This window comes from Methanosarcinales archaeon, from assembly GCA_014859725.1.
In the GTDB taxonomy this organism is placed as follows: domain Archaea; phylum Halobacteriota; class Methanosarcinia; order Methanosarcinales; family Methanocomedenaceae; genus Kmv04.
Map to the genome: position 1 here is coordinate 1 of JACUTQ010000177.1, position 4,031 is coordinate 4,031.

At 37.3% G+C, this 4,031-nt stretch carries 5 protein-coding genes; 2 read left to right on the top strand and 3 right to left on the bottom strand.

What is annotated here, in order from left to right:
- Positions 1 to 160: 160 nt before the first annotated feature.
- On the bottom strand, positions 161 to 766 hold the full coding sequence (locus IBX40_11440; protein ID MBE0524931.1) for a hypothetical protein: 606 nt from the start codon (positions 764 to 766) through the stop codon (positions 161 to 163).
- 181 nt (positions 767 to 947) lie between these two features.
- Here IBX40_11440 and IBX40_11445 point away from each other — a divergent pair, with 181 nt between their 5' ends.
- Both IBX40_11445 and IBX40_11450 read left to right on the top strand, forming a co-directional pair.
- Positions 948 to 1,874 carry a Fic family protein gene (locus IBX40_11445; GenBank protein MBE0524932.1) on the top strand — a complete coding sequence of 309 codons (927 nt, stop codon included), beginning with the start codon at positions 948 to 950 and terminating at the stop codon, positions 1,872 to 1,874.
- A 215-nt stretch (positions 1,875 to 2,089) separates the two neighbouring features.
- Complete coding sequence (locus IBX40_11450) at positions 2,090 to 2,836, top strand: epoxyqueuosine reductase (protein ID MBE0524933.1); 747 nt, start codon at positions 2,090 to 2,092, stop codon at positions 2,834 to 2,836.
- 108 nt (positions 2,837 to 2,944) lie between these two features.
- Here IBX40_11450 and IBX40_11455 read toward each other — a convergent pair whose 3' ends face one another.
- Positions 2,945 to 3,178, bottom strand: coding sequence for a type II toxin-antitoxin system HicA family toxin (locus tag IBX40_11455; protein ID MBE0524934.1), 234 nt, complete (start codon positions 3,176 to 3,178; stop codon positions 2,945 to 2,947).
- Positions 3,175 to 3,396, bottom strand: coding sequence for a type II toxin-antitoxin system HicB family antitoxin (locus IBX40_11460; GenBank protein MBE0524935.1), 222 nt, complete (start codon positions 3,394 to 3,396; stop codon positions 3,175 to 3,177). Before IBX40_11460 ends, IBX40_11455 begins: the two co-directional genes overlap by 4 nt.
- Between the last annotated feature and the right edge of the window lie 635 nt (positions 3,397 to 4,031).

A 4,031-nucleotide genomic window follows, 5' to 3' on the forward strand; every position in this document is an offset into this window, starting at 1 on the left:
TAATATAATAAAAGTGATGTTACCCACACGATGTTAAAGAGAACCAATTTTTATTGATCTCGTTTTGTTCTTTTTATGAGTTTGAAGGTTATCAGGAATATTCTCTTTGAGTATGGGATAAATTAGTTTCGCCCATTGAACATGATTACCAATTTCCTATCTATTCCGGTGGTACTTCATCCACACTGGCATAAATCACAATTTGCTCAATGTCCTCTCTATACTTTAAGTGCATCTCGAAAATATCTGTTTGTCCACTCTTAACATGAAGAACAATAGAGCCACATATTGGCCCACTTTCAGTATTGCATCCAATTAGCTCTCCTTCCGAATTAAGAGCACATGCACTCATCATTATAAAATAATCTCTAGCATACTCATTTTTAATTGTTCCATGGATTACAATACCTAGATCGCCTACGTTAGCTGCATCTGAAAGACAAATATCTTTTTGTGATAGGTAACAATATTTTAGATTCGAATCCTTTAAAAGTAGTTTTGATTCTTTTCCCTCATGGGTGAAATATTCACCAGGCTGTGGTGTTAACTGTAAGATGCCAAAATCCCTTGAAGAAACTGGTTTTAATTCCGAATTTTGATTCTGAGTTGTTAAGTTATTTGTTGCATTTTCTGTAATTTCTGAATTTTCAATACAACCTGTTACAATAATAATGAGTAGCATTAATCCGCTTATCAATAATTTTGAGTTCATATTACTGATTAGATCAGTTAAATACGTATTCAATTTAACCATTGCTTTTTTCACTCTTTTCCTGAATCAAGTGACGGAATCCCGAATTGCTTCACAAAATCCGGGGCACCTCAAAGGTGCATAAATTTTTAGAAATAAAGCTTTCATGAACTAAAAAAGGGGGGTGGAAAGATATATCGGAATTTTTAAAATTCTAGCGATACCGATATATAGTTTATATCGGATATAACCAATTATGACATTTACCGATATAAACTTAATTCATGAAAAGCTTCTTTCACGAATATATGAAAAGAAAAAGCAACTGGAATCAATTCGTCCACTTCCGAGTGATTCTCTCAAAAAGCTCCATGAAGAGTTGCGATTATTGCACACTTATCATTCAAATGCCATTGAAGGAAACACATTAACGCTCTCAGAGACAAAACTAGTTCTTGAAGAGGGTCTTACTATTGGTGGAAAGTCATTAAGGGAACATCTTGAAACTACCAATAATGCCAAAGCCTTCGATTTTATTGAAAGTATGATTGGTAAGAAAAAAAGAATTGACCATATTACCATACAGCAAATTCATGAAATAGTCACATCAGGTATATTAGAAGAAGCAGGTAAATATCGAACAAAGAACGTGAGAATAACCGGTGCGATAAAAACACCTCCTGACTGGTCAAAAGTAGTAAATTTAATAGAAGAGCTTATTGAAAATATCAAAAAAAGTGAAAAGAATCCCATTGAAATATCTGCTTATCTGCATCATAGATTTGTTGAGATCCATCCTTTCATTGATGGTAATGGAAGAGTGGCCAGGTTGTTAACTAACCTTTACTTAATTGGCTTAGGGTATTCTCCAATAGTTATAAAAACAGAGGATAGAAAAAAATATTATAGATATTTAAAAGCTGCGGATGCTGGAAATCTTGGTCCATTTGCTAATTTCATAGCTAAAGCTGTTGATGAAAGTTTCACAATGCTCCTTTCTATTTTAGGAAAAGAGGAGGAACTGATTCCACTAAGAACACTCGCAGATGGAACTCCATACTCCCAAGAATATCTGAGTTTAAGGGCAAGGCAAGGAGCTCTCGATGCTGTAAAAATTGGGAAAAAATGGTTTTCTTCAAAAAGGGCGGTTAAGCAATATATTGATGAATATCGTCATAAATAGTATAAGATTTCTGATTATAAAATTGATTAAAATTTTATCCTATTCAGGGCTGATGTTGGGGCATTGTGCAGGATAAAGCCTGATACCGCATGTGCTCATTTTTTTGAATATAAGGAGAGGTGGCCAGAGCATCACAAATTATTGACCCCTTCTACTTATATACCACATATTGTGATGTAATACACAATAATGACGAATAAAGTGGGTGTTTATCAATGGATGACCGAATAACTGAAGATGTTAAAAGGTATGCAAAAGAAGTGCTTGAAATGGATCTTGTGGGAATCGCCCCTATTGAGCGATATGCAGATGCTCCCCCAGAGTTTCACCCGCAGCAATTTATCCCGGATGCAAAAGCCATTATAACCATGGGACTTGTTCACAATCCAGACATGGTACAGGAATCCCATATAAACAAAGCAAAATCCGTAGTTGAAATTCACGGTATGAACACAGAGAACCTGTGTGCAGGATACAAAATGTCGCGATACATACAGAAGAAGTGGGGCTACAGAAGTGGTGCCACAGGACTCCCTGTTCACCTACCAGAAGCCTTTGTGAAAGCAGGATTACAGGACATCAAAGGAGCCTTGAAGCCAGCAGTGTATTTCTCCGTTAAAATGGCCGCAGTACATGGAGGATTGGGAAAACGGGGTGTGAACGATCTTTTGATACATCCGGAACACGGTTCCATCGTAAGACTTGTTTCTGTGGTAACCCAGGCACCACTTACAGGCGACCCTCTCTCGGATTTTGACCCCATCTGTGACACGTGTGATAGACCCTGCATGAAGGAATGCCCTACAGGAGCAGTATCAGTAAAACAGGGTGATCCTTACACAAAGGGTTCCATTGACTGGCAGAAATGCTTCAATCTCCTTGGAAATGAAGCACTGATGCTCGGGTATGCAGCCTGTCTGCAATGTGCTTCAGTATGTCCCCACAGCAAGCAGGTGAGGTAATATATCAAAAAGCCAAAGACCCCCGAATTGCCTCACAAAATCCGGGGCATCATGCAATATACCTTAATTATTTTTTTTGCAATTAAAAAAAGGGCACAAAAGAAGAAATTATAACCTTTTTAAATATTCATTGAATTCTGCCTTATTTACTTCTATTCCTCTTAAAATTTCTTTAATCAATGGTTTCGCTAAATCTCTTCCACTATGATGGGGAATTGTTGTAGTTCTCCCATCCGGATGTTTATAAAATACATGACTTCCCTTTTGACGAACTCGTTCAAAACCTAATTTAAACAATAACTTTTCCATTTTCCTGGCATCAACTACTTGAAGTCTTGTCAACAAGTCACCTCTACCTGTTGTATTCCTACAAATTCTGGCAGATGCTGTTTTTCATCAGGGTCCATTTCTTCTAGGCACAATTCAAGTACTTCTATTAGATTAGTTTGCAGCTCATCTAAAGTCTCAGCTTGTGTGTGTGCACCAGGAATTCCAGGGACTATAGCTACATATAAACCAGATTCTATATCTTTCTCAACATATGCAGTTATTCTTGGCATCTAATTACCTCAATAATTTATATTTTGTAGATACTAATTTGTCTTATCCTTATTTAAACCGAGATGATAGAATGATTGATTTTAAAAGAATAAAATAAAGTTAAAGTGTGCCCTTTTTTATATTTAAAATTATTCAATATTGCAATAATTAGGATGCACAAAATAGACTTCTTGGTAGAGTAAAAGAGTGGTTTTCGCCACCCTCTTCTCATCAAACCGGACGTGCGGATTTCCCGCATCCGGCTTTCGTTTGGAATTGTCCCGTATCAGGAGATTGATTCATCATTTGATGCCTCCACCGGTCTCAATCATACAACAATTGTTCCACCAACTTCACATATGTTAACCAGATGGCGTTTTTCCTTACTTTATTTCGGGAGCTACCTTTCAGGCATTCTTTTTATCCGTTTGGTGTTATATATGCTGATAATCTCGACTCTACCAAAGCTAGAACCCCTTCGCTAAGTTGAGTTTTCTCCTCATACCGTCGCCTCCTGCACCCTGCGGCACAGGTTCGGTATATCATTGGCTCAACCATTATCACTATTATGAGTTCGTCCGACTTCTTATGTTGCATTGGTCTGGCTTTCCTTTTCAGTTATACCTCGGCTACCTGTTGTCCTTCCATTGTGCCA

Coding starts and splice junctions, on each gene's coding strand:
- IBX40_11445 (MBE0524932.1), top strand. CDS start 948: ATGACATTTACCGATATAAACTTAATTCATGAAAAGCTTCTTTCACGA.
- IBX40_11450 (MBE0524933.1), top strand. CDS start 2,090: ATGGATGACCGAATAACTGAAGATGTTAAAAGGTATGCAAAAGAAGTG.
- IBX40_11460 (MBE0524935.1), bottom strand. CDS start 3,396: ATGCCAAGAATAACTGCATATGTTGAGAAAGATATAGAATCTGGTTTA.